Annotated in this window: 21 protein-coding genes and 1 other RNA gene; 13 read left to right on the top strand and 9 right to left on the bottom strand. The window is 50.3% G+C overall.

The window, feature by feature from the left end; all coding sequences use genetic code 11:
* The first annotated feature begins 55 nt into the window (after positions 1 to 55).
* Positions 56 to 2,770, top strand: a complete 2,715-nt coding sequence (gene ppdK, locus K365_RS0110395; RefSeq protein WP_024334512.1) for a pyruvate, phosphate dikinase — start codon at positions 56 to 58, stop codon at positions 2,768 to 2,770.
* On the opposite strand, the gene K365_RS0110390 is transcribed toward ppdK, so the two are convergent.
* Positions 2,767 to 3,618 carry a pyruvate, water dikinase regulatory protein gene (locus K365_RS0110390; protein ID WP_024334511.1) on the bottom strand — a complete coding sequence of 284 codons (852 nt, stop codon included), beginning with the start codon at positions 3,616 to 3,618 and terminating at the stop codon, positions 2,767 to 2,769. The two genes, ppdK and K365_RS0110390, sit on opposite strands and share 4 nt — an antisense overlap.
* Before the next feature lie 84 nt (positions 3,619 to 3,702).
* On the opposite strand from K365_RS0110390, the gene K365_RS0110385 reads away from it, so the two are divergent.
* Both K365_RS0110385 and K365_RS0110380 read left to right on the top strand, forming a co-directional pair.
* Positions 3,703 to 4,134 (top strand): hypothetical protein, encoded by a 432-nt coding sequence (locus K365_RS0110385; RefSeq protein ID WP_024334510.1) that lies wholly within the window; start codon positions 3,703 to 3,705, stop codon positions 4,132 to 4,134.
* Between the two features lie 8 nt (positions 4,135 to 4,142).
* Complete coding sequence (locus K365_RS0110380) at positions 4,143 to 4,430, top strand: DUF503 domain-containing protein (protein ID WP_006966462.1); 288 nt, start codon at positions 4,143 to 4,145, stop codon at positions 4,428 to 4,430.
* Here K365_RS0110380 and K365_RS0110375 read toward each other — a convergent pair.
* The 7 genes from K365_RS0110375 to K365_RS0110340 form a co-directional block, all read right to left on the bottom strand.
* Complete coding sequence (locus tag K365_RS0110375; RefSeq protein ID WP_024334509.1) at positions 4,421 to 4,813, bottom strand: peptide chain release factor family protein; 393 nt, start codon at positions 4,811 to 4,813, stop codon at positions 4,421 to 4,423. The two genes, K365_RS0110380 and K365_RS0110375, sit on opposite strands and share 10 nt — an antisense overlap.
* Before the next feature lie 158 nt (positions 4,814 to 4,971).
* Positions 4,972 to 6,903 carry an aldehyde ferredoxin oxidoreductase N-terminal domain-containing protein gene (locus K365_RS0110365; RefSeq protein WP_024334508.1) on the bottom strand — a complete coding sequence of 644 codons (1,932 nt, stop codon included), beginning with the start codon at positions 6,901 to 6,903 and terminating at the stop codon, positions 4,972 to 4,974.
* 48 nt (positions 6,904 to 6,951) lie between these two features.
* On the bottom strand, positions 6,952 to 7,665 hold the full coding sequence (gene coaE / locus K365_RS0110360) for a dephospho-CoA kinase (RefSeq protein WP_051147831.1): 714 nt from the start codon (positions 7,663 to 7,665) through the stop codon (positions 6,952 to 6,954).
* Positions 7,666 to 8,075: 410 nt separating this feature from the next.
* Positions 8,076 to 8,434: a transfer-messenger RNA gene (gene ssrA / locus K365_RS27235) on the bottom strand.
* A 76-nt stretch (positions 8,435 to 8,510) separates the two neighbouring features.
* Positions 8,511 to 8,975, bottom strand: coding sequence for an SsrA-binding protein SmpB (smpB, locus tag K365_RS0110350; protein WP_006966458.1), 465 nt, complete (start codon positions 8,973 to 8,975; stop codon positions 8,511 to 8,513).
* Between the two features lie 5 nt (positions 8,976 to 8,980).
* Positions 8,981 to 10,750 (bottom strand): phosphoenolpyruvate--protein phosphotransferase, encoded by a 1,770-nt coding sequence (ptsP, locus tag K365_RS0110345; protein WP_006966457.1) that lies wholly within the window; start codon positions 10,748 to 10,750, stop codon positions 8,981 to 8,983.
* Positions 10,747 to 11,034: an HPr family phosphocarrier protein gene (locus tag K365_RS0110340; protein WP_024334506.1), complete on the bottom strand. Its 288-nt coding sequence runs from the start codon at positions 11,032 to 11,034 to the stop codon at positions 10,747 to 10,749. The genes ptsP and K365_RS0110340 overlap by 4 nt, the downstream gene beginning before the upstream one ends.
* A gap of 279 nt (positions 11,035 to 11,313) precedes the next feature.
* Here K365_RS0110340 and parE point away from each other — a divergent pair, with 279 nt between their 5' ends.
* The 10 genes from parE to topA all read left to right on the top strand — a co-directional run bounded on the left by parE (position 11,314) and on the right by topA (position 25,828).
* Entirely contained in the window at positions 11,314 to 13,230 is a 1,917-nt protein-coding gene (gene parE / locus K365_RS0110330) for a DNA topoisomerase IV subunit B (RefSeq protein WP_024334505.1), read from the top strand.
* A 28-nt stretch (positions 13,231 to 13,258) separates the two neighbouring features.
* Complete coding sequence (parC, locus tag K365_RS0110325) at positions 13,259 to 15,499, top strand: DNA topoisomerase IV subunit A (protein ID WP_029725149.1); 2,241 nt, start codon at positions 13,259 to 13,261, stop codon at positions 15,497 to 15,499.
* Positions 15,500 to 15,508: 9 nt separating this feature from the next.
* Positions 15,509 to 16,891 carry a membrane-bound lytic murein transglycosylase MltF gene (mltF, locus tag K365_RS0110320; RefSeq protein WP_024334503.1) on the top strand — a complete coding sequence of 461 codons (1,383 nt, stop codon included), beginning with the start codon at positions 15,509 to 15,511 and terminating at the stop codon, positions 16,889 to 16,891.
* A gap of 63 nt (positions 16,892 to 16,954) precedes the next feature.
* Positions 16,955 to 18,421: an Rne/Rng family ribonuclease gene (locus K365_RS0110315; RefSeq protein WP_024334502.1), complete on the top strand. Its 1,467-nt coding sequence runs from the start codon at positions 16,955 to 16,957 to the stop codon at positions 18,419 to 18,421.
* Positions 18,422 to 18,502: 81 nt separating this feature from the next.
* Positions 18,503 to 19,354: a hypothetical protein gene (locus K365_RS0110310; protein ID WP_024334501.1), complete on the top strand. Its 852-nt coding sequence runs from the start codon at positions 18,503 to 18,505 to the stop codon at positions 19,352 to 19,354.
* A 47-nt stretch (positions 19,355 to 19,401) separates the two neighbouring features.
* Complete coding sequence (yajC, locus tag K365_RS0110305) at positions 19,402 to 19,737, top strand: preprotein translocase subunit YajC (protein WP_024334500.1); 336 nt, start codon at positions 19,402 to 19,404, stop codon at positions 19,735 to 19,737.
* A 24-nt stretch (positions 19,738 to 19,761) separates the two neighbouring features.
* Entirely contained in the window at positions 19,762 to 21,330 is a 1,569-nt protein-coding gene (gene secD, locus K365_RS0110300) for a protein translocase subunit SecD (protein ID WP_024334499.1), read from the top strand.
* A gap of 13 nt (positions 21,331 to 21,343) precedes the next feature.
* A complete protein-coding gene (gene secF / locus K365_RS0110295) occupies positions 21,344 to 22,387 on the top strand; it encodes a protein translocase subunit SecF (protein ID WP_024334498.1) in 1,044 nt (347 codons plus the stop codon).
* A 40-nt stretch (positions 22,388 to 22,427) separates the two neighbouring features.
* Entirely contained in the window at positions 22,428 to 23,552 is a 1,125-nt protein-coding gene (gene dprA / locus K365_RS0110290; protein ID WP_024334497.1) for a DNA-processing protein DprA, read from the top strand.
* 11 nt (positions 23,553 to 23,563) lie between these two features.
* Complete coding sequence (gene topA, locus K365_RS0110285; protein ID WP_024334496.1) at positions 23,564 to 25,828, top strand: type I DNA topoisomerase; 2,265 nt, start codon at positions 23,564 to 23,566, stop codon at positions 25,826 to 25,828.
* A 12-nt stretch (positions 25,829 to 25,840) separates the two neighbouring features.
* Here the strand turns inward: topA and efp are convergent, their stop codons facing one another.
* Positions 25,841 to 26,404, bottom strand: coding sequence for an elongation factor P (efp, locus tag K365_RS0110280; protein ID WP_006966436.1), 564 nt, complete (start codon positions 26,402 to 26,404; stop codon positions 25,841 to 25,843).
* Positions 26,405 to 26,493: the final 89 nt, after the last annotated feature.

Below are 26,493 nucleotides of genomic sequence, written 5' to 3'. Positions count from 1 at the left end.
AGTTACATCATCACGTTCATTCATTAACACGGATATTATACAATACGAGGAAATCATGACCAGATATATTTATGAATTCGGCCCCGGGAAAACAGACGGGGATGCTTCCATGAAAAACCTTTTGGGCGGAAAAGGAGCCAATCTGGCTGAAATGGCCCGGCTGGACCTGCCGGTTCCTCCGGGATTCACCATTTCCACTGAATGCTGCAACCATTATTTTGATTTGGGGTGGCGGTTTCCGGATACGCTTGAATCGGAAATCAGGACCGCCATGGGCCATGTTGAAACCCAAATGAAAATGAAATTCGGTGATCCGGAAGCTCCTTTGCTGGTTTCCTGCCGGTCCGGAGCCAGAAGTTCCATGCCCGGGATGATGGAAACCATCCTCAATGTGGGACTGTGTTCCACCACCATTCCCGGGCTGGTGGAAAAAACCGGCAATGAATGGTTTGTGTATGATGCTTACCGCCGTCTGATCATGATGTATTCGGATGTGGTCATGGAAAAAGCGGATCAGGTGGTGCCCGAAGATGGTATGGGCATCCGCCTGAACCTGGAAATGATGATGAACAACCTGAAAAACGACAAAGGGTATGAGCATGATACTGATATCTCGCTTCAAGACATGCAGGCCCTGTGTGACCGGTTTAAAAAGAAAATTTCCCAGTATCTGAAAAAAGAATTTCCGGATGACCCCTGGGAACAGCTTATGGGAGCCATCGGTGCCGTGTTTAAAAGCTGGAACGGCAAACGGGCCGTGTCCTACCGCCGTATCGAGCATATTCCCGATGCCTGGGGAACCGCGGTCAATGTTCAGGCCATGGTGTTCGGTAACATGGGGGATACGTCCGCCACGGGCGTGGCATTTACCAGAGATCCGTCCACCGGCAAAAACCATTTTTTCGGCGAATGGCTGGTCAATGCCCAGGGAGAGGATGTGGTGGCCGGTATCCGGACCCCCAATCCCTTGAACAAAGACACCAAAAACATGCAGAACCAGCACCTGCCATCCCTGGAAGAAGCCATGCCCGGTCTGTATGACCAGTTGTATGATATCCGAAACACCCTGGAATCCCATTACAAAGACATGCAGGACATCGAGTTCACCATCCAGGAAGGCACTTTATACATGCTCCAGTGCCGGGTGGGCAAACGCACGGCCACGGCTGCGTTGAACATGGCCATGGACATGTATGAACAAGGCATGATCGATGAAAAAACCATGATCTGCCGCCTCAATCCCAAATCCTTAGATGAAATGCTGCACCCCATTGTGGACCCCCGGGAGGAAAAAACAGCGGTTCAGGTGGCGGAAGGCCTGCCGGCCGGTCCGGGAGGCGCCTGGGGCAAAATTGTTTTCACGGCCGAAGATGCCGTGCAGATGGCCAAAATCGGGGAGAATGTCATCCTGGTCAGGGAAGAAACCAGTCCGGAAGACATTGAAGGCATGCGGGCCGCCTCTGCCATACTCACGGCCCGGGGCGGCATGACCAGCCATGCCGCCCTGGTGGCGAGGGGTTGGGGTAAATGCTGCATCGTTGGGGCCGGGGCCATGAAAATCAATGCAAAAAACCGCCAGGTACAGGTGGGAACCCGGGTATTTAATGAAGGGGATGTGTTTACGTTGAACGGTACCAAAGGCATTGTGTATGACGGCCGGCTCAAAATGAAAGACGCATTGGAAAACCCTAAATTTAAAAAATTCATGGCCATTGCGGACCAGCACCGGACCATGGGCGTGCGGACCAATGCCGATACACCGGAAGATGCGGCCACGGCATTGAAATTCGGGGCCCAGGGTATCGGGCTGTTTAGAACCGAGCACATGTTTTATGGGGCTGACTCAGACCGGCCGTTGTTTCTGCTGCGGAAAATGATTTTAAGCAAATCAACGGAAGAACGCCAGGCATCCCTGGATGAACTGTTTCCGTTCGTCAAGCAGGAAATTAAAAACACGTTGGAAGTGATGGACAACCTGCCCGTGACCCTGCGGCTGTTGGATCCGCCCCTGCATGAATTTGTGCCCGAATCGGAAGCCAACCAGATGGAAATCGCCAAAGCCCTGGGCATTGACCTGGAAGAGGTGAATAAACGAAGCCGGCTGCTCAAAGAATCCAATCCCATGATCGGTCACCGGGGGGTACGTCTGGGAATCACATTTCCGGAAATTACGCAGATGCAGGTGAATGCGATTTTCACGGCGGCCGCTGAATTGATCGTTTCAGGAAACCAGCCGTTGCCTGAAATCATGGTGCCGGTCACCTGCAATGAAAAAGAGCTGACTTTTGTCAAAAAAATAGTGGATGACTCTTATCACAATGTCTTGAAAGCCCACAATCTGGAACAGATCCCCTATTTGTTCGGCACCATGATTGAAATTCCCAGAGCGGCGTTGATTGCGGACAAAATGGCGAAGGATGCCCAGTTCTTTTCATTCGGCACCAATGATCTGACCCAGATGACGTTCGGGTTTTCCAGAGATGATATCGGATCTTTCATGAATGACTATATCGACCATGCCATTTTAGACTCGGATCCGTTTGAAACCCTGGATCAGGAAGCTGTGGGCAGTCTGATTGAAATTGCTGTTGAACGCGGCAGAAAAACCCGGCCTGAGATCAAGCTGGGAATCTGTGGCGAACATGGCGGGGATCCGGCATCTGTGACGTTCTGCCATAAGGCCGGACTGACCTATGTGTCCTGTTCTCCCTACCGGGTGCCTATCGCGCGGCTGGCTGCGGCCCAGGCCGCTATTCAGGAGAATGATTAACTCAAATGGGCCGCTGCCTTGAAGCGCCGGGTGATCATTTCAATGATTTCCTCGGCGCTGGTTTCAACGGGTTTGTCGCTGATATCCAGAATGGAGTATCCTTTGGCAATGTAATACCGGTGGGCGGTAAAAATTTCCTCTTCGATTTTTTTTCTGGACGCATACGCGGATTTCATTTCCGACACCCCTAAGCTTTCCTGCCGCATTTTGCGGTGGGAAAGCAGCTGTTTGGCATTGATGTTCAATGCAAAGATCCGGCGCCGGTCCACCTCATCCAGGATGGCCGGCAAGGGGACTCCCGGCACGAACGGCACATTGGCCACTTTCCATCCCAGCACAGCCATATACATGGACAAAGGGGTTTTGCCGGCCCTGGACAGGCCCAGAAGGATGATTTCCGCTTGATCCAGGCTTTCCGGGCTCAAGCCGTCATCATGGGCCAGGGCAAAATCAATGGCAGACACCTGCTTGAGATCCACCTGGTGACTTTCCCGGTACAGCCCCGGTTTCTCCAGAGGGGCCTGGTTCAGAAAAGACTGAATCTTTGACAGCACCGGCCCCATCAGGTCGATGGTCACAATTTTATGTTCCATGCCCTTGCGGGTGAGGTACTGCCGCAGATCCGACTTGACAATGGTATGCACAATAATGCTTTCCATGTCTTTGACCTTGTCGATGAGTTCGTCCACCTGAACTTCAGACCGGATATGGGGTACCTTGACAATGGTGATTTTGTTGTGAGGAAACTGAATCAGGGTGGATTCCACCAGGTGAAAGGCATTGATCCCCTCCCCGCAGGAAGCGATATAGATCACCTGAAACCCGGAATTGGAAACTGACTGTGCCATATGAATGATAATCCTTTATTGTCCACTAATTTTATTTTATAATCAGTTTTTATACACCAACCATAACCCATTGGGAAGATAAACATGACACACGAAGATAGAGGGAATTATGCCGGCAAACACCCACAGCGGAAAATAGATCCGGTTGTGGTGGAAAAACTGGAAAAACTCAAAGACAAAAACCAGATCACCTGTGCCGCGGCCCACCGGGTGGCGTCCGATCTTAACATATCCCCCAAAGAGGTCGGTGTTCAGGTGGATTTAATGGAACTGCGCCTTGTCCAGTGTCAGCTGGGGCTTTTTGGACATACGCCCGGATCCGGACAAAGCGATAAAGAGATCCGGGTGTCAGATGATCTGAAACTGCGCCTGGAAAAAGCGACCAAAGAGGGCCGGATATCCTGCAAAGCCTGCTGGGATATTGCCAGAGAATTTAAAATGAGCCGCATGGATATCGGATCTGTCTGTAAAAAGATTGATTTGCGCATCAAGCCCTGTCAGCTGGGAACGTTTTAGAAGCTGCCATGGTGGTGGGATGTGCTCGGATCCGGTTGCGCCTGTTTGAAGTGCACTCGCTCAAGGCCAAACGAAGTATTGTCAGATCCACTGTGGCCCGGATTCAGAACCAGTTCCAGGCAGCCGCAGCAGAAACCGGTCTGAACGACAGCCATGAATGGGCTGAAATCGGGTTCGCTGTGGTGGGCAATGACGCGGCCCTGATCAACTCCCGGGTGGACAAGATCTTCAACTATGTGGATGCCATGGGACTGGCCATGATTGCAGATACAAATATGGAAATTATTCATCTTTGATCTTCTTGTTTCTGCTTCCCGGCCAATTTTTTCCGGGTCTTTTGCCGGCGCCGGCGTTTCTGTTTTTGAATTTTTCTGTCTGAATCCGACATGTCCGAGGGGTGTCTGCCGGATTGAAGGGCTTGGATTTTTTCCGCTAAAGCCCGCAGTGCCAAAAACCGGTTCAGGTGCAGGGATCTATGCTTGCCCACCTTGACCGACAGCCCGGTAACTTTGTGCCGAAGGAACACGGCGGAAGAAGATTTGTTCACCTTCTGTCCGCCCCGGCCCGAGGCTTTGATGAATTTTTCCTCCAGATCGGTTTTGCGGATCCCCAGTTTTTCCAGTTTCTGATCCAGGGCCGCCTGTTTTTTTTCACTGGGTCCGGAATTTGTTGATGCCATATTTTCCACACATATTTTCTGCGATTATTTTCCGGGTTTCATGAAAGAGATGCCTGTTCCCTGTCCGGGTTGTCATCCACCAGCCGGCTCAAACGTTTCCCCCGCATGCACCATCTTTTTAACAGCTGTTTCATAGGAATCAGTTGTGTTCCGCCAGTTCATCGCAGTAAGCTTTGGTCAGCCCGGCCGGGTAGATCCAGGCGGTCCAGGGTGTCCGGCAGCTGCACCCCGGTATCCGGGTCCCATCCGCGCAGTTGATAAAACTCTCTGCGCATGGCGGCAAAGGCTTCTTTGCCCAGGGTCATGCCTTTGCGGGTGAGCACCTGGTCCCCCGGTCCCGGCACCAGCACATCAGGATTCATGAACACGGTCTGAACCGGTTCAGTATAGTTGTACGCAGCCACATCATCGTCCACAAGGGGTTGATGTCCCTCCCGGATATGGATCAACCGTTCCAGGTTGAAAATCCGTTCCCCCACGGCATGGAGTTTCGCATCATCCATGTCCATGCCGGTGACCGCACTGAACGTGCGGGCCTCCAGATCCGGATCACCCACATGATCCGGGGTATGCCAGGATATCATCACCGGCCAGCAGGAATCGCACAGTCCCAGACTGTCCTTGGCAAGGGTGCGGTCCATGATCTTGACCGCGGCCTGGGCCTTGCCCTCATGGGTCATCAGGTCCCAGGCTCTTTCATGGCCCCAGAACCGGGCCGCAGCCGTTCGGAACACGTCATTGGAGACCGGTGAGCTTTTCGGATCATTCCGGTGCATGACCCACAGCCCGGTGAGCCGGCTGATCTCGTGGAGCATGGCAATGGGCTGCCTGGGGGAAAACGCATACAACAGCCCGTTCATGAGATATTCCCTGGCGGAATAGGTGGCCCCGTCCCCCACCCCGGAGACCTCCGGGGCAAACTGGGCTCTGGCTTCCGGCCCCAGGGTTTCCCCGGCCCGGAGCAGGCCTTCAGCCAGGATATCCCCGAACCCCTGCCGGCGGCTGATCATGTCCGCCAGATCCGTGAAAAATTCCAGGGTGCCCAGTTGGGACATATCCAGTCCGGTCTGTTTTTCCGCCAAAACCCCGGCTTTGTGACAGGCATTCAGCCACTGGATGATATTGGTCATCTCCATGGTGCAAAGGGACCGGTCATTGCAGATGCCGGTAGCGGTCACCGCGATCTCAGACGACAGATCCGGCCGCCCCGCCACCCACGGGAAATACACGAACATGGACTGGCATTTTCTCACCAGGGTTTGTCCGGATGCGGTCTGAAGCCGGTTCCGGTACATGCAGTCCAGCCCGCACTGAAAGCAGCCTGATTTTCCGGTCCGCCACACCTGGTCAGGATTGAATGGCAGAAACATGGGGTCTTTGCGGTTCAGTTCAACTGCCTTTTGGCTCAGTTCTTTGAGCCGGTCCGGACGGGCCGCCTGGATGGTGCCGGAACCGTTCACCGCCACCGCCTTGAGACGTTTGGACCCCATGACCGCGCCGAATCCGCCGGTGGCGCTGCCTTCATTGTCGGTCATAATATTGGCGGACCGGCACCGGTTCTCCCCGGCAATGCCGGTGGTGATCATGCGGGTGGCATTGCCGTGGAGGTTCTTGAGCCGTTCCTGAACCGCCGATACCCCCTGTCCCCAAAGGTCGGCCCCATCCCTGATCTGAACATCGCCGTCATCGATGTACAGGTAAACCGGCCGGTCGGCCCGGCCAGTGATCACCAGGCCGTCAAACCCGGCCCGCTTGAGATAAGGCCCGAAATACCCGCCCAGGTTGCCGCAGCAAAACTTTTCAGGCAGAGTCATGGGAGATTTGCCTGCCGCCACGAACCGGGAAGCGCCCTGGGCCCCGGTGGCCCCCAGGGGGCCGGTCATGAAAATCAGATGGTTGTCCGGTGCCAAAGCATCGGTGTCCGGTGAAACCATCTCCCAATACAGCCGGGTGGCAATGCCCCGGCCCCCCAGATATTTGTCCGAATAAGCCGGGGTGGCCAGCCGGGTGACGGCGCCGTCAGACAGATTGACATGCAGAATTTTGCCGGTCCATCCGAAAGACGTGGTTGTCTGGTTGTGGGATATCATGGGTTGCCTCCCCTGTGTTGTGTTTCCATGAAGGATATTACATAAAAATCATTGCGCGTCATTATCCGGATGCTGCTGTTTTTTATCTTGTTGCAGCCGCAGCCAGACCTGGTTCACCTGTTCCCGGGTATGGGAGCGACCCTGGCTGTTGTCAATTACATAATGGGCATACGGTTTTTTCTCATGGGCGGACAGCTGGGAGTCGATGATGGCGGCCGCCTTGTCCACAGAGATATTGTCCCGGGTCGCCAGGCGTTTAAGCTGGATTTCTTCGGGCAGATACACCACGATCACCCGGTCGAACAGGTGCTGGATGTCCATTTCGATCAGCAGGGGGACAGCTGCCTGGATCACGCTGTCCGGCCGGACCTTTGACAGTTGGGTCAGTTTTTCCACAAACCGGTCAAAGATCAATGGATGGGTGATCCGTTCCAGATGTCTTCGCTTTGTTTCATCGGCAAACACGATGCCGGACAGGGCTTTGCGGTCCAGGGTCCCGTTCGGTTGCACCACGCCGGCACCAAATGCTGAAATGATCCGGTCATATCCCGGAGTACCCGGCATCACCACCTCCCGGGCGATTTGATCCATATCAATGAGAGGGGCCCCTAATTCCTCGAGCATCCCGGATACCGTGGTTTTGCCGCAGGCAATGCTGCCGGTGACCGCCACAATCAGGCAGTGGTGTGTGCGTCGAATCTTTTCAAGGGCCGCCCGGGTCCGGCCAATCATGTCCGCCGGGGCGTTACCGGTGTGAGTCATCCTTTTCCCAGCCAAGAATCCGGTCACTTATTGTTGCACCTCCCCTTATTATGGGTCAACCTCATTATTCCCGTTTCACGTCCCGTTCAAACGCCTGCCTTAAGTTAAAGCGTTTCCAATATGACACAGGGTGCTTTGCCGTTCAAGCATGAACAGGAAAAAAATCCGGAAACGGAGGACCGAATGGCAAGACAAATTAAAAAAACCGAAATCGGCCGTCCGGCTGCTTCGGATTTTTTAAATTCAGAAATATTTTAAGCGGCACAGGGATAATGCCTGGAAAGACTTGAGGGGTAAGAAGGCTGGACCTGTATGGCGGCACCAGGCACACCAGCACATACCCAGCATTTTTTTGACGCTTTCCTGTAAACAAAAAAACCTTGAAAACATTGAGTTTTCAAGGTCTATAGTGGTGGAGGCGGCGGGAGTTGAACCCGCGTCCGAAAACCATCATCCCAGGCTTCTACATGCTTATCCTGAACTTTAAAATTGGCCCTGTTGTCTCCTTCAGGAGGGATACCTCAGGGTGTAGCCTGAAAAATTCAACCGATCAGGTTCAGGCACCCTGATCAGCGGTCTTGCAAAGTCGACGCCCTGGCCTGAGATTTGCAAGAGGAATCTCAGCAGGACGGCAGCTGGTGTTAAGCAGCTACAGCGTAATTATAATCGTCTGCGATTATGTTTAAGACTTTGCCAGGTTTACGAGCTGACAAAAGACTCGGCATGCTACCTTGGGCTTCAAAATCTCCGTCGAAACCATTTCGCCCCCAGATTGTCAAAGATCATTTATTCATATTTGAAACATCTATATTATAATAATTGCCCGTCAAAAGTCAATAAGGATCTTAAGTGGAATACTTTTTGCGTTCCCGGTCCAGGTCCCGTTTGACATCCCGTTCTTTGATATCCTGGCGCTTGTCATACAGTTTTTTGCCTTTGCCAAGTCCCAGCAGGACCTTGATTTTGTCATTTTTAAAATAAATTTTCAGCGGCACCAGGGTGTAGCCTCGCTCCTTGATCTTGCCGATGAGTTTGGAGATTTCCCTTTTGTGAAGCAGCAGCTTCCTGGTTCGCAACGGCTCATGGTTGTCATTGTAGGCAAATTTATACGGGGAAATATGCAGCTGCCGGAGAAACACCTCTCCGCGTTTAATATCTGCATACGCATCCTGAAAACTGACCCGGCCCTCACGGATCGCTTTGACTTCCGATCCGACCAGAACCATCCCGGCCTCATATTCCTCATCAATGTGATAATTGTGGCGGGCTTTCTTGTTGGTCGCGATCAGTTTGATATAGTCAGCAGCCATGGCTACTAATCCTCCGTTTCTTTGTAAGGCAGAATATCTTTGTATTCTTCCTGGATAAACCGGATGATTTCTTGAACAGTGGTGAATTGAATCAGTTCTTCAGATATTTTTCGGGCTTTTTCAATGTCTATGTCCCGGACCATTTTCTTGATAACCGGTATGGAAGCGGGGTTCATGGACAGATGTCTGATTCCGATTCCCAGCAATACCGGTATGTTGATGGGATCTCCTGCCATTTCACCACACATGACCACTTCGATATTGTTTTTATGGGCCGCTTCAAACGTCATTTTGATCATCTTGAGCACCGCAGGATTCAATGCCTGATATAAATGTGCCACCCGGCGGTTGCGCCGGTCAATGGCCATGGAATACTGGATCAGGTCATTGGTGCCGATACTGAAAAAATCCACCTGCCCGGCCAGTTCATCGGCCATGAGTACGGCGGACGGCACCTCGATCATGATGCCCAAAGGAATGTCCTTGTTAAACACCTTTTCATCGCGCTCCAGCTCTGCCACCGCCTGGCGGATAACCGCTTTGACCTGGGCCAGTTCCTCCATGCAGGAAATCATGGGAATCAGCAGCTTGATATGCCCGAATGCACCGGCCCGGAGAATGGCCTTGATCTGGGTGATGAAAATATCTTTATTTTCCAGACAAAAACGGACCGCCCGAAGTCCCAGCGCGGGATTGGCTTCTTCCACCGGGTCGATATACGGGTTGAACTTATCTCCGTTGATGTCCAGGGTGCGGATGGTCACGGACTGAGGCGTCATCAGTTCCGCAAGTTCCTTGTATTTGATCAGCAGTTCTTCTTCTGTGGGAAACCGTTTCAGATCCAGGTACAAAAATTCGGTTCTGAAAAGCCCGATGCCCGATGCCCCGTTGTCCTTGGCAGACACCACTTCTTCCACCAGTTCGATATTGGCCATCAGGTTCAGGGCTACCCCGTCCCGGGTGATTGCGGGCAAATGACTTTCCCGCTCAATATCGGCGCGGTACGCTTCAAACCGGGCCAGCCGCTCTTCATACCTGAACAGCGTATCTTCTTCCGGATTGATGATGATCAGTCCGGAAGAACCATCCACAATCAGAATATCATCGTTGTTGATACTGGCCGTGGCCCGGGCCAGACCGAAAACCGAAGGAATTTTCAGTGATTTGGCCACAATCCCGGTATGGGAATCTTTGCCGCCCCGATCCGTGACAAAGCCTTTTATAAGCTCCAGCTGGATCTGGCTGGCATCGGCCGGGGTCAGATCATGGGCCACAATGATGACCCGTTTGTTGATGTCGGCTATTTTGATATTTCGTGCACCCAGCAGGTTGGCCATGATTTTGTCGGAAACCTGGACAATGTCGTTGACACGGGACTGCAAGTATGGGTCATCCACCTGCTGAAACATCAGTTTGATCTGGCGGGAAACTTTTCTTAACGCCCATTCCGCATTGATCTGTTCAGTTTGAATGGTTTCAATGGTCCTGCCGTAAAGCATTTTATCCTTGAACAGCGCCATGTGGGTTTCCAGAATATTCAGGGTCTCACTGACATCCTTGTCCAGGGATTTGATGATCCGGGCATGTTCTTCTTTGGCTTTTCCCACGGCATGTTTAAACCGGTCGATTTCCCTGGGCAACATGGTTTTGGCAATCGGGTATCGTTCAATGATATTGACCCCTTCCTGGTCCACCACATAGGCTTTGCCGATGCAGATGCCCGGGGAACCACTGATCCCTTTAAGGACCAGTTCGCGGGGTTTTTTTTGCGTCATGGTGTCAATTCTCCAAACCCATTATCGAAAAAGGCTTTTATCTGTTCTATAATCGCTGTGTCCTGCCTGGATTCCGCCTGAATGTGGATGTGGTTGCCTTTTTTGGCGCACAAAGTCAAAATATCAATGATACTGGATGCATCCACCTGGGTATTTCCATCGTACAGCCATATGGTTTTATCAGCGGTCATGGCCATTTGTGCGATTTTGGCCGCCGGCCGGGCATGCATTCCCAAATCGTTCAAGACAATGGTTTGATGGGAAATTTCTATCTGCTTGTTCAATCTGACCGTCTTTCCGTCCTTCCTTGAAAAAATTTTCTTCTTTTATATGATTCCATGTTAAAAGTCAATCAACCCGATAAAAGGTGTTTTTGTATTTTATTATGATATATCATACTCCCCGTGGATTTTGCCAGTTGGTTTTACCTGTTGTCAAAACAGCGATTAAAAGCTTTGCCGGTCATGCTTTTGTATGATATAGGAAAAGATTCCGTTTTTTTTCAAACAATGTTGGAATAAAAAAATGATTCAGGATCTGACACGTATGATTGTAATTCAAGTATGAACCTGTTCGAATCTGACCCGGGTCGGTATGATGCCCGGTCCATTGAAATTCTCAAAGGTCTGGATCCGGTCAAACGCCGGCCGGGCATGTATACGGATACCACCAGTCCGGACCATCTGGTATTTGAAGTCATTGACAACAGCGTGGATGAAGCCATTGCCGGATATGCCGATACCATCGAGGTTGTTTTGAAATCAGACGGCAGTGTGAAAGTGTCCGACAACGGCCGGGGCATGCCCGTGGATGTGCATCCCGAAGAAGGCATCTCCGGAGTGGAACTGATCATGACCCGGCTTCATGCCGGGGCCAAATTTTCAAACAAAGATTATGCGTTTTCCGGCGGGCTTCACGGCGTGGGGGTATCGGTGGTCAATGCCCTGTCATCCCGCCTGGACATTACCATTTTCCGAAACAGCCATGAATATGTCATCGGGTTTGAAAACGGCATCAAAACAAAAGATCTGGAACAGGTAAAAGATGCGGAACCCAAAGGATCCGGCACATCCGTTCATTTTTTCCCCAATCCAAAATTTTTTGAGCGCACGGTTTTTTCAAAGACCGCCATTCAAACCGCCTTGAAATCAAAAGCAGTGCTGTGCCCCGGTCTGAAAACCCGTTTTCTGGATGAGGCCAGTGGTGAAGAAAATACATGGACTTATGAAAAGGGTCTGGATGAGTATCTGACGGAAAGTCTCAAAAACCAGGAAACCCTGTTTGACAAACCGTTTACCGGTGAATGCCGGACAGACGATTTTCAGGCCTCATGGGCGGTCAACTGGATGATTGAACCCGGACACACCCTGGAAGAAAGCTATGTCAACCTGATTCCCACGCGCCTGGGCGGCACCCATGTCAACGGGTTTCGGTCCGGGCTTCTGGAATCTTTGCGGGAATTTTGTAAGTTCCGGAATCTTCTTCCCAAAGGCCTGTTTCTGGCACCTGAAGATATCTGGAACACGGTGGGATATGTGCTGTCGGTCAAACTGTCCGAAGCCCAGTTTTCCGGCCAGACCAAGGAACGGTTGTCATCCCGCCACTGTGCAGGCCTGGTGAATCTCCAGGTGCGGGATGCCTTCAGTCTGTGGCTCAACCAGCATGTGGACCGGGGAGAATCTCTGGCGGAACTGGTAATGGATCAGGCCCGGGCCCGGGTGAGAAAATCCAGAAAAGTCATCCGCAAACCCGCAGCCAACGGCGGGGTCATGCCGGCCAAGCTGTCGGACTGCACCAGTGATGATCAGCAGCGGCGGGAACTGTTTTTCGTGGAGGGGGATTCAGCCGGCGGATCCGCCAAACAGGCCAGAGACCGGCGGTTCCAGGCCATTATGCCGTTGCGGGGAAAAATCTTGAACACCTGGGACATGGCACCGGCCGCTATCATGGAATCTAAGGAAATCCGGGATATCGTCCAGGTGCTGGGGGTCCTGCCCGGAGAAGCGGATCTGTCCCGGCTGCGGTACAGCAAAATCTGTATCCTGGCGGATGCGGATTCCGACGGCCTGCATATTGCCACCCTTTTGTGTGCCCTGTTTCTCAGACATTTTCCCGACATTGTGAAAACCGGTCATGTATTCATGGCCATGCCGCCTTTATACCGGATCGATGTGGGTAAAGAGGTGTTTTACGCCCTGGACGACGAGGAAAGGCAAAGCATTGTCAAGCGCATCAACCGTCGGAAAAAACCGGGTAAAATCCATGTGCAGCGGTTCAAGGGCTTAGGAGAGATGAATCCGGCCCAGCTCAAGGAGACCACCATTGCACCGGATTCAAGGCGCCTGGTGCAGCTGACCGTGGATGCGGCAGATACCCTGGCAGATGTCTACGAAACCATGGACATGCTTCTGGGGAAAAAAAGGGCCAAAGACAGAAAAGAATGGATCGAGGCACAAGGTGATATCAAAGAGATCGAATAATGTCATAAAAAACCAGCAGGATCCTGAAATGGACGGGCATGAGCAGATCGCTTTTCAGGAATTTGCCAGAAAAGCGTATCTCAATTATTCCATGTATGTGATTCTGGACCGGGCCCTGCCCCATATCGGGGACGGGTTGAAACCGGTGCAGCGGCGCATTGTGTATGCCATGAGTCAACTGGGACTTTCTTCCACAGCCAAATTCAAAAAATCCGCCCGGACAGTGGGCGATGTGCTGGGTAAATTTCATCCCCACGGGGACACGGCCTGTTATGAAGCCATGGTGCTCATGGCCCAGCCGTTTTCATTGAGATACCCTCTGGTACAGGGCCAGGGCAACTGGGGAGACCCCAATGATCCCAAATCTTTTGCTGCCATGCGGTATACCGAATCCCGGCTTTCCAGATACGCGGACCTTCTGCTGGATGAACTGGATCAGGGCACGGTGGAATGGGTACCCAATTTCGACGGCACATTAAATGAACCCCGGCAGCTGCCGGCCCGGCTGCCAAACCTGCTGCTCAACGGCACCACCGGGATTGCCGTGGGCATGGCCACCAGTATTCTGCCCCACAATCTCAGGGAGGTGGCCAAAGCCCTGGTGCTGCTCATAGAAGATGATACCGCTTCTCTGGATGAACTGATCAAGCATATCAAAGGACCTGATTTTCCCACGGCTGCTGAAATCATCACCCCGGCCGAAGATATCAGGAACATTTATGAAACCGGTTTAGGACGGATCAAAATGCGGGCCCGGTTCCGCATCGAGGACGGGGATATCGTTTACCATGCCCTGCCCTATCATGCCTCGGCTGAAAAGATTTATGAACAGATTGCAACCCAGATGGCGGATAAAAAACTGCCCATGGTCAGTGATATCAGGGATGAATCCGACCATGAAGACCCTACCCGTTTGGTGGTGATTCCCAAGTCCGGCCGGGTGGATCTGTCTGCGTTGACCGATCATCTGTTTGCCACCACGGATCTGGAAAAATCTTATTCATTCAATATGAACATGATCGGGATCAACGGCCGGCCTGCGGTAAAAAATTTAAAAACCCTGCTCAAGGAATGGCTGGTGTTCCGATTCCAGACCGTCAGAAACAAATTGTCGTTTCAGCTGGAAAAAGTGGTGACCCGGCTTCACATCCTGGAAGGCTTCCGCACGGTATTTCTGAATCTGGACCAGGTGATTCAAATCATCCGGGATTCTGATCACCCCAAACAGGACCTGATCAAGGCCTTTGATCTGACCCGTGAACAGGCGGATGCGATTCTGGAGATCCGTTTACGTCAGCTGGCCCGGCTGGAAGAGATCAAAATTCTTTCTGAAATCAAAGCGCTGGAAACCCGAAAAAAAGAGATAGACTCGCTTTTGAACGATGAAACAGCCTTCAGGGCTTATATAGTGGAAGAAATACGATCCGATGCGAAAAAATACGGGGATAAGCGCCTGTCTCCCATCAAGAAGCGAAAGGAAGCAGAAGCATTTTCCGTGACCGATGTCATCGAAGTGACACCGGTGACCCTTATTTTATCTGAAAACGGATGGATCCGGTCGGCCAAGGGCCATGACATTGATCCGGAAAACGTCAAATTCCGCACCGGGGATTCCCTGCGCTGTCATTTGCGGACCCGCAGTGACAAACCCATTGTTTTTCTGGACAGTACCGGGCGCAGTTACACATTGTACTCCCATGTGCTGCCGTCAGCCAGAAGCAATGGTGAACCATTGACCGGTCACCTGTCTTTGCAGAACAACGCCCGGATCTGTTTCATGCTTTCGGAAACGCTGGCCTCCCATTTTTTGATGGCATCGGACACCGGATACGGGTTTATCATACAATTTTCCGATTTTCTGACCCATTTCAAAAACGGCAAATCAGTCATTACCCTTAAAAACGATGCGGTTTTGATGCCCCCATGTCCGGTGACGATGCTTGAAACCGATGCGGTGGCAGCGGTCACCACCAAAGGCCGGATGCTGATTTTTCCTTTAAATGAACTGCCCCGGTTGAAAAAAGGCCAGGGAAATAAACTGATCACTATCCCCAGAAAAGAACAGATATCGCCTGACCCGGAAAAAATCAAATTTCTGACAACATTGCCTTTACATGCCAATATTGTTATACATTCAAAAAAACATTCTTTGGTGCTCAAACCGGGTAATCAGGCAGATTATGTCAAAAAGCGCGGAACCCGGGGAAAACTGCTGCCCCGGGGATATCGAAGCGTGGACAAACTGGAGGTCCGACTGAATGAAACATAAAGCGAGTCAATGAAGTCGTTTTATTTAAAACATTTTATTTTCCTGACCCTGCTGATTCTGTGCGGTTATTTTGTTTACCTGAGTTATCTGGTCCAACACAGGGATCTGAAACACATATCCGGTACTCTGGAACGTATCCAGAAGTCCGGTGTACTGCGACTGATTACGACCCGATCTTTGAACAACTTTTATTTATACAAGGGAGAACCCACCGGATTTGAATACGATCTGGCCCGGGAATTCGCCCGATATCTGCATGTGGACCTGGACGTGGTCACACCGGGCTGGAACAACCTGCTGGTTTATCTGGACCAGGGAAAAGGGGATTTTGTGGGTGCCAGTATGACCGTCACCCGGGAACGTCTGGAAAAAGTCAAGTTTTCAATCCCGTATATGGAAGTTCAGCAGCAGGTGATTCATCATGCCCTGGTTTTTAGCCCCAAAGACATTAAAGACCTGGCTTTGCGGACCATTCATGTCAGACGTGACACCTCCTATCATTACCGGCTCAAAGAAATTCAGGCATCCGGCATTGATGTCCGTTATGTCCTGCATGACAATGTCCCCACCGAGGATCTGATTGCCATGGTCCATGATCGAAAAATCAAATTCACTATTGCCGATTCCAATATAGCCCGGCTTAATCAAAGACATATGCCTGATATCCATGTCGGCATTCCCATTCACAAAAAAGAATCTGTGGCCTGGGCTGTGCGCAAAGATGATCCAAAAATGCTTGAGGAGATAAACCGGTTTTTTCTGCATGCCAGAGAATCAGGCATACTCCAGAAAATCGTTAACAAATACTATGGTCATCCCAAAGAATTTGATGTGTCTGAATTAAAAACATTTCATAAACGGGTTCAGAATCATCTGCCAAAATATCAGGACATCATAAAAACCCAGTCGAAAAAATACGGGTTTGACTGGCGCCTGGTGGCGGCAGTGGTGTACCAGGAATCCCGGTTTGATCCCGGGGCAAAAAGCATTACCCACGTGAGAGGACTGATGCAGGTGACAAGGGCCGCTGCCAGAGAAATGGGAATTCAGGACCGGCGTGATCCGGCCCAGAGCGTCAAAGCCGGCATAAAGTACTTAAAACAGATGTATGATCGATTTGAAGAGATCGAAGATGAGTATCAGCGGCTGCTGTTTGCGCTGGCCAGTTATAATGTGGGATTGGGACATGTGCTGGATGCCATGAAAATTGCCGAAGACAAAGGACTGGAGCCCCGGATCTGGAATTCTATCAAAAAAACACTGCCGCTGCTGTCTAAACCTGACGTGTATAAAAAAACCAAACATGGATATGCCCGGGGATGGGAACCGGTCCAATACGTGGACCGGATTCTCACCTGGTATGATATTCTTAAACAGATGGATTTTTCCTGAAATGCGGTTGTCAGTATCAACGGCAGTCAGGAACCAACCCGATTTTTAAAAAAGAGTGAAATCATGACAAGAAAAATTCTGATCAATGCAATGGACCCGGATGTCAGCCGGATTGCAGCTGTCATAGACAGCAAACTGGACCAGTTTCACATTGAAACCCGAGCCAGAGAAGTCACCCAGGGCAACATTTACAAAGGAGTCGTCACCCGGGTGGAACAAAGTCTTCAGGCGGTTTTTGTGGATTATGGGGCGGAAAAAAATGGATTTTTGCAGAAAAACGAAATCCATCCCGACTATTTTCAGGACGTGGAATCCCGGGACAAAGCACTGTTCAACCTGATTAAAAAAGGCCAGGAGCTCATCGTCCAGGTGGTCAAAGATCCCATCAGCCAGAAAGGGGCCATGCTGACCACCTTCATCTCCCTGCCCGGCCGTCTGGCAGTACTCATGCCCGGCAGCACTACCAAAGGTGTATCCCGGAAAATCAGTGAGGAAGATGAGAGGAAACGGCTGGCCAGTGTGCTGAAATCCATGGATATTCCGGAAGGGTTCGGCATGATCGTGAGAACTGCGGGCAAAAATTCCACCAAAACCCAGCTGACCGCTGATTTGAAATATCTGATGCGGATGTGGAAAAATATCGACAAACTGGCCATTGACAACCCGGCACCGTCTTTGCTCTACAAGGAACAGAACCTGGCTGTGCGCTCTTTAAGAGATTATTTCACCACGGACATCACTGAAATTTTGATTGACAACCCGGACATCTATCGGGAAGTCAAGGAATTCATGGCCATGATCGCCCCTAAACAGAAAAAAATTGTCAAACTGTTCAAAGGGGAAAAACCCATTTTCACCAAATATCAGCTGGAGGAACAGATCGCCTCCATATTTAAAAGGGACGTGCCGCTGAAATCCGGTGGATTTCTGGTGATCGAGCAGACCGAAGCACTGGTATCCATAGACGTGAACTCAGGCAAATCCACCAAGCGGAAAAATATTGAAGAAACGGCTTATCATACCAACATGGAGGCGGCCGAAGAAGTGGCCAGACAATTGCGGCTCAGGGATATGGGCGGTCTTATTGTGGTGGATTTCATCGATATGCGGGAAAGACGGCATAAGGCGGATATCACCAAATGTCTGAAAAAAAATTTAAAGACAGACAAGGCCAAAACAAAGGTCGGAGGCGTCACAACCTTCGGGCTGCTGGAAATGTCCAGACAGCGCATCCGGCACTCCATCACTTACGGCAGCTATGAAACCTGCCGTCACTGTAACGGCCGGGGACAGATTCCGTCTGTGGAAACACAGGGACTCGCGGTGATGCGTCAATTGAATCTGAAAACCCTGAAACCGGAAAACAAACAGTTTCACGTGTGTCTGCCCCGGGAAGTGGCGTACTATCTTCTTAACAAAAAACGAGAGGACCTTCTTGAAATCGAAACCAAGCGGGCGGTTTCCATTGCCATTGAAATCGATGCGGAACTGGTCCCGGGCCAGAGCCGGATTACCGGCAACTCCCAATAATTAACCGTTGGGCGATTCTTGACATCCGTCCCTGTTTTGTGTATCTAAAACAACCCGATATGCGCTTTTGAAGGATAACACATGAGGCAAGCCGGATCGAATCATAAATTAGTGATAGCCATCGGCATGATCATTGTGGCCGGTCTTTTGATTGGCGCGTATCTGTTTTTAACCCGTGGCACAGATCCGGTATCGGATACCAACGGGCCTTCTGATTTGGAGAAGAATAAAACAGAAATAACGGAACCCGCGGCAGACCTGCAAGGCGCCGCAACCGAACCTTTGATACAGACCCGACCCGGTGTGGTGGAAAAACAGATTGTGAAATCCCCGGCCTTTGAATACAAGGATCTGGAAACAGATTCTGAGTTTGACCGGTTGATGAAAAAAAGATTGCAGGAAATGGGTATGGAAAAAAGCCTGGATATGGTAATTCTGTCTGATGAATCTTTTAAAATGGGTGATCATACCATATCCATGCAGGATATTTTAGAAAAGACCCATGCCGAAAAAAAGGAAATTCATGAATCCCGCATTACGGAATTTGAACAAACCGAAGTGGAACAGATGCACAGATATGGTATATATGTGGTCCAGCCCGGCGACAATATCTGGAATATTCATTTCAATGTATTGAAAGAATATTATGCATCCCAAGGCATCCATGTGGCATTTGATGCAGATGAACCCACAGATGCCGGATATTCATCAGGGATCGGGAAAATTCTGAAATTTTCTGAAATTCTGGTCATTATCTACAATGTTCTGGAAGAAGAAATTGTGACGGATATTGATCTGATAAAACCCAAGAGCAAACTGGTCATCTACAATATGGATGAGGTGTTTGAACTGCTCTCGGAAATTGATGTGAATCAGATCGATCAGATTCGATTCGATGGAAAAACGCTCTGGATTCCAGCTCCGGAAGCCTGATTTTTTTTTAACTTGATACGTTTATTTAAATGTAAGGAGGAACGACCTTGATTAGTACAGCATTTGCAATGGGAGCCACTGAAGGACAGGCAGCCGGCGGTTTGGCCGGATTTCTGCCCATTATTATTCTTTTTGCCATTTTTTATTTTCTTCTGATTCGTCCCCAGCAGAAAAAAGCCAAAGAGCACCGGGAAATGATTTCAAATCTGAAAAAAGGAAACCGGATTATCACTTCCGGCGGAATTTTCGGTACCATCACTTCCATTGATGATACCAGTATCGGTCTTGAAATTGCCGAAAAAGTCAAAATCAAAGTGTCCCGAGGAAATGTGGCAGCCCTGGTTTCAGAAAGTGAAACCGCCGTCAAATCCGAAAAAAAATAATCCTTTTGTGCTGGAGCTTGAAGATTGAAACTACTTACCTTAAAGCACGGATTGGTCCTCATTGTCATTCTGGCTGCCATTGTCTGGTTGCTGCCAACATTTACAAACACCTGGCCCCATAAAAAAATCAATCTGGGACTGGATCTGCAAGGCGGGATGCATCTGGTGCTTGAAGTCCAGAACATCAAGGCTGTGGAAGCGGAGCTGGAACGGACGGCCGATGAAATCAAAAAGGAACTGCGCCGGAACAACACCCTGCATCAGGGTGTCAGCCGCCAGGGCAACATGCTGGTGGCACAACTGCCGGATCAGGAATCCAAGGCTGCGTTTGAGCAGATCATTTCCAAAGAGTTTTCAAACCTGAAAGTGACAAGTGCTGCGGTTCAGGATGGATCCATCGGATTTCAGCTGAAACTGCCCGAAGATGAAATGGATATGATTCGAAAAATGGCCACGGACCAGGCCCTGGAAACCATTCGAAACCGGATTGATGAATTCGGTGTCAGCGAACCGGATATACGGATTCAAGGTAAGAACCGCATTCTTCTCCAGTTACCGGGGATCAATGATCCGGACCGTGCCAAAGACCTGATCGGAAAAACCGCCCAGCTGACCTTTCAGCTGGTGGATGAAGATGCCGGGATTGACGCAGCCCTTAAAGGGAATCTGCCTGTGGGAAGCATGCTTTTGTACGAAAAGAGAACAGACCCGGCTACCGGAAACACCACTGAAATTCCCCATGTCATCAAAAAACAGGTGCTGCTGGACGGCAGTCTGCTGGTCAATGCCAGGGTAGAGTTTGACCAGTTTCAGCAACCCCAGGTCGGTATTGAATTCAACCGCAAAGGGGCCCATATTTTTGACCGGATCACCGGGGAAAATATCAAAAAACGCCTGGCCATCATTCTGGACAACACCGTGTACTCCGCACCGGTGATCCAGGACCGGATCGCCGGGGGAAAAGCCGTGATCACCGGTAATTTCACCATGAACGAAGCCAAGGACCTGGCCATTGCCCTGCGGGCCGGTTCATTACCCGCACCCGTGACCATCATAGAAGAAAGAACCGTCGGACCGACCCTGGGGGCGGATTCCATCCGCATGGGCATGATATCCATGCTGGTGGGCGGGGTATTGATTCTTTTGTTCATGACGATCTATTACCGGAAATCCGGGTTGATCGCCAACCTGGCCCTGATATTGAATATCATTCTCATCGGCGGGGGACTGGCTGCTTTTCAGGCGACGCTGACCCTGCCCGGCATTGCCGGCATCATTCTGACCATCGGGATGGCCGTGGATGCCAACGTGATTATTTTTGAGCGGATCAGAGAAGAGCTCCGGTGGGGTAAGACCGCGTCTGCTGCGGTGCATGCCGGTTTTGATAGAGCTGCATTGACCATTCTGGATGCCAATGTCACGACATTGATCGCCGCCATCGTGCTGTTTCAGTTCGGCACCGGGCCGATCAAGGGGTTTGCCGTGACTTTGGGGCTGGGGATCGTTGCCAGCCTGTTCACGGCCCTGGTTTTGTCCAGATCCATTTTCGATCTTGTCTTGCAGAAAAAAACCACCTCATCATTGAGCATATAAAGGAATTGTCATTATGCAGCTGATCAAGTCTGATATCAATATCGACTTTCTGGGAAAACGAAAAATCGCAATGGTTTTTTCCGGCCTGCTGATCCTGGCCAGTATCATCGGCCTGGTCATCCATAAAGGTCCTAATTACGGCATTGATTTTGCCGGCGGCGCATTGGTCCAGGTCAAGTTCAACCAGGACGTTTCCATCGGACAGGTGCGGGACAGCCTGGCCGGATTGAATCTCAAAGATTTGTCTGTTCAGGATTTCGGTGAAGGCGATACCCATGAGTTTTTGATCCGGACCGCCAATACCGGTTCTGAAGGCACTGGGCTGGCCCAGGCGGTTTCAGCCGCCATTGAAAAAGGAACCGGAATCGCGCCTGAAATCCGGCGCATGGAAATGGTCGGTCCTCAAGTGGGAGATGACCTGAAAAAACAGGCCCTTCTGGCCATTTTTTATTCTTTGCTGTTCATTACCATCTATATTTCCGGTCGGTTTGAACTCAAATGGATTCTGTCCGGTGTCACTGCCGGGGCCATGATGGCCGCGGTTTATTTTTTGTCTGTGATCAATGTCAGTATGCCGATATTGATCACCGGAGCCCTGGTGGTGTCTTTAGCCCTTTTCTGGCGGCTTCGGCTCAAATATGCCATGGGCGCCATGATTGCCCTGATTCATGATGTGTTTATCACGGTCGGCATTTTCTGCATATTTGACATGGATTTTTCCTTGCCGATTATTGCGGCTTTGTTGACCATTATCGGGTACTCCCTGAACGATACCATCATCGTGTTTGACAGAATCCGAGAAAATATTAAAGGAGAATCCGATAAAACCGGATTGCCGGCCCTTTTCAACCAGAGCATCAACCAGACTTTGTCCCGGACCCTTTTAACGTCTGTCACCACCTTGATTGTCCTGCTGGCATTGTTTTTTCTGGGTGGTGAAATCATTCACAATTTTGCCTTTGCCATGATCGTGGGCGTGGTGATCGGGACCTATTCATCCATTTTTGTGGCAACACCCATTGTTCTTTTTGCATCTTTAAAACGGATAAATGGATGATATCTATGTTAAAAAAAATCAGCCCGTCTTTTGATTTGGAATGATTTCGGATGCTGACAAATACCTGCCCTGGTTTATTCTTAGAGAAGTTCCCGGTGTGGGACACCAGATGTATGTTCGCCTGCTCCGGGCCTTTGGCGGCCCGGAGCAGGTTCTTTCAGCCGATTCTGACACTCTGGTAAATATTCCCGGTATTCATCATAAAACCATTGCCGGAATCAGACATCTCAAACCCTGGATGGCGGCTGCCAAAAAAGAGCTGCAAAAAACCCTGGATCAGGGGTTTTCCATTCTGACGATCCATGATGAACGATTCCCTGTATTTCTGAAAAACATTCCTGATCCACCGGCGTTACTGACCTGTTCAGGTGTCTGGGAACCGGATATCCCCTGTATTGCCATCGTGGGGTCCCGGGCTGCGTCCAGCTACGGCATCTCCACAGCCAGACGTCTGGCATTTAAACTGGCGGAAAAAGGATTCTGCATTGTCAGCGGCATGGCCAGGGGCATTGACACGGCCGCCCATGAAGGCGCCCTGGACAGCACCGGGAAAACCATTGCCGTGCTGGGGTCCGGCCTGAACAATATTTATCCCCGGGAAAACAAGACGTTGTTTCATAAAATTCAGGAACGCGGTGCCGTGTTCTCGGAATTTAAACTTGACACAGACCCGTTTCCGTATCATTTTCCTGTCAGAAACCGGATCATAGCCGGTCTGTCCTGCGGAACCATTGTGGTGGAAGCCGCCAGAAAAAGCGGTTCATTGATTACTGCTAGGCTGGCGGCGGAGTATAACCGGGAAGTGTTTGCAGTCCCGGGAAGCATTGCGTCACAAAAAAGTCAGGGAACCCATTTTTTATTGAAACAGGGAGCCAAACTGGTGGAAAATGAAACTGATGTGATGGAGGAATTATCTCATCTGGTTCATGTTGAACCGGCATCAGGAATATCCTGTGAAAACGATTTTGTAAAACCGGATGCGTCCCTGGAACTGGATTGTGACAAAAAACATATTTTACAGATTCTGGATGCCTATCCCCAGCATATCGACCAGATTATTGAAATCAGCCGGATGCCCAGTGATGCGGTATCTGCCATTTTACTGGAACTTGAATTGATGGGACAGATCACGCATCATCCCGGCAATTATTTTTCGTTATCATAAAAGGAGTTGTTTTGGCTAAACCGCTTATCATTGTCGAATCCCCGACCAAAATCAAAACGTTGAAAAAATATGTGGGAAAAGATTTTCAAGTGGCTGCCAGTTCCGGTCATATCCGGGATTTGCCCGTGAAAAAGCTGGGGATTGATGTGGAAAACAATTTTACAGCCGAATATGTCAATATCAAAGACAAAACCAATGTCATCTCCCAGTTGAAAAAAATTGCCAAAGACTGTGATGATATTTACCTGGCGCCTGACCCGGACCGTGAAGGCGAGGCGATTGCGTTTCATATCATGGATATTCTGAAAAAAAAGGACCGCCGGTTTCACCGGGTCCTCATCCATGAACTCACCAAAAAAGGCATTGAAGATGCCTTGAAAAAACCACTGGAACCCGACGAAGACAAATACAATGCCCAGCAGGCCCGGCGGAAGCTGGACCGGCTGGTGGGATATCAGATCTCTCCCTTGCTGTGGCAGAAAATCCAGCGGGGGTTGAGTGCCGGCCGGGTCCAGTCCGTGGCCGTGAAAATTATCTGTGACCGGGAACGGGAGATCCGCAGTTTTGTCCCGGAAGAATACTGGACCATCACCGCGGACTTGATGGCCCAGGTCCCGCCCGGTTTTAACGCGGCCCTGGTAAAAATCCGCCAGAAAAAAGCCAAGATCCAGAATGAGACCCAGGCCCAAAAAATTGTTGCGGATCTTCAAACAGCCCGATTTCAGGTGGATGAAATCAAGAACAAAACAGTAAAACGCAATCCGTTGCCCCCGTTTATCACCAGCAAACTGCAGCAGGATGCTATCAATCGATTGCGGTTTTCCGCCAAAAAAACCATGGTGGTGGCCCAGCAGTTGTATGAAGGCATCGACATCGGTACCGGCGGGCCGGAGGGGTTGATTACCTATATGCGTACCGATTCCACCCGGATCGCGCCGGAAGCGGCCCAGGAGGCCCTGTCCCTGGTGACCCAGACCTATGGCAAGGAATATGCCATGGCCAAGCCCCGGTATTTTAAAAATAAAAACAAGGCCCAGGACGCCCATGAGGCCATTCGCCCCACATCGGTGTTCAATGTTCCCGATAAAATCAAGGCCCATTTGACCGATGATCAGTATGCCTTGTATGACCTGATCTGGAAACGGTTTGTGGCTTCCCAGATGGCCCGGGCAGAGATCGATCAGAAAGCCATTCTCATCAAAGCAGGGGATTACCTGTTTTCCGTGAGCGGTTCCACGGTGAAATTCAGTGGTTTCATGGCATTGTATGATACCCAGGAAACCAAATCAGAAAACGACATCCAGACCCTTCCCCAGGTTGAGGAAAAAGAATGGCTGACATGTGAAAAAATAAATCCCAAACAGCATTTTACCAAACCTTTGCCCCGGTTTTCCGAAGCATCGCTGGTCAAGGAACTGGAAAAAAACGGCATTGGCCGGCCCAGCACGTATGCCTCCATTATCAGCGTGATCCAGGACAAAGGATATGTGGAACTGGTGAAACGCTATTTTTATCCCAGTGAACTCGGATTTATTGTCAACGATCTTCTGGTGGCATCGTTTCCCGACCTGCTGGATATCTCATTCACGGCCCAGATGGAAACCAACCTGGACAATGTGGAGAGCGGTACTCTGGATGAAGTGGAATTGCTCTCCCGATTTTACGATGATTTCAGCCAAACCCTGGAAACAGCCAAACAGGAGATGGTCAGCGTCAAAGGCGTGGGGATCAAGACTGAACTTTCCTGTCCCTCCTGCGGACAGCCGCTGCATATCAAAATCGGGAAAAACGGCCATTTTCTGGCATGTTCCGCTTACCCGGACTGCACGTTCACCAGCAATTACACCCGGGACGAGAAAGGTCAGATCTCCATTGTCGAAAAAAAGGTGGATGATACCCCGGTCAAGGACTGCCCCAAATGCGGCAAACCCATGGTTCAGAAAGACGGCCGGTTCGGGTTGTTTCTGGCCTGTACCGGATATCCGGAATGTACGCACACGGAATCGTTGATGTCTGAAAATGACAACAAAGATATCGGGGTCGACTGCCCGGAGCCCGGATGTTCAGGCCGGATTGTTGAAAAAAGATCCAAACGCGGTAAAGTTTTTTACGGATGTTCCCGGTATCCGGATTGTAAGTTTGCCAGCTGGGACAAACCCGTGGCCAAACCCTGTCCCCAATGCAAGGCATTGTTTCTGGTGGAAAAAGAAACCAAGCGGGACGGCCGGTTCCTCAAGTGCAACACTTCCGGATGCGGATATAAGGAAAAAGTATAGTCTGCTTTCAGATCATGCATTGACCCGTTCCACATACGTTTTGGTACGGGTATCGATTTTAACCATCTGTCCTTCATCCACAAACGGCGGAACCTGCACCTCAAACCCGGTCTCCAGGGTGGCGGGTTTGGTGCTGCCCGTTGCGGTGTCTCCCTTGGCCCAGGGTTCGGTTTTGGTGATGGTCAGGTTGATGAAATTGGGAAGGGTCACGCCAATGGGTTTCTGGTTGTGCAGCAACACGGTGCAAACCGTGTTTTCTTTCAACAGATCGATCACATCTTCCAGCTGATCCCGGGTCAGAAAAATCTGTTCATAATTGCTGGTGTTCATGAAACAAAAGGAATCTTTGGTCGCATACAAATATTCCATTTCCTGTTCTTCCAGGTCTGCTTTCTCAAACTTGTCACCCGACCGGTAAGTTCTTTCAAACTGAGACCCGGTAATCATGTTCTTGAGTTTGCATTTATACAAAGACTGGCCTTTCCCGGGTTTTTTAAACTCAAAGTCGACAATGATATAGGGTTCGCCGTCGATTTCGAATTTTAATCCTTTTCTTAAATCAGATGCTAAATACATGCCTGTTTCTCCTGTCCGTTTATTAATTGGGTTGTAAATTTTGTGATTGTGATGGGGCTAATAAAGCATAATAAGGATCTTATGGCAAG

The organism is Desulfotignum balticum DSM 7044 (assembly GCF_000421285.1).
Classification (GTDB): Bacteria; Desulfobacterota; Desulfobacteria; order Desulfobacterales; family Desulfobacteraceae; genus Desulfotignum; species Desulfotignum balticum.
The sequence above is the reverse complement of the archived record's forward strand: the minus strand, read 5'-3'. Positions and strand labels throughout refer to the sequence as shown.